The organism is Ciceribacter ferrooxidans (assembly GCF_004137355.1).
In the GTDB taxonomy this organism is placed as follows: Bacteria; Pseudomonadota; Alphaproteobacteria; order Rhizobiales; family Rhizobiaceae; genus Allorhizobium; species Allorhizobium ferrooxidans.
Window position 1 is genome coordinate 1 of the sequence record NZ_SDVB01000116.1, and the last position, 260, is coordinate 260.

Here is a 260-nt window from a genome sequence, read left to right on the forward strand (position 1 = left end):
AAATCACCGCGGCAAACGTAAACGATCTGCGCCTGGTTTGGACCTGGGCAATGAACAACGGCACGAACCAGGCCGCTCCTATCGTTCGTAACGGGGTGATGTTTATTAACAATCCCGGGAACATTGTGCAGGCGCTGGATGCCCGGACGGGCGAGATCATCTGGGAAAATCGCATCGGTGAAAGCGATAGCGGCAATTCGCAGCGCGGCCTGGCGATGTTCGAAGACAAGATCTACGTCACCACGGGCGAGGCGCACATC

1 protein-coding gene is annotated in these 260 nt (G+C 56.9%); it reads left to right on the plus strand.

Features of this window, described 5'->3' with window-relative positions; translation table 11 throughout:
- Positions 1–2 precede the first annotated feature (2 nt).
- The coding region (locus EUU22_RS04015; RefSeq protein WP_439329122.1) for an outer membrane protein assembly factor BamB family protein at positions 3–260 on the plus strand (258 nt) is incomplete at its 3' end.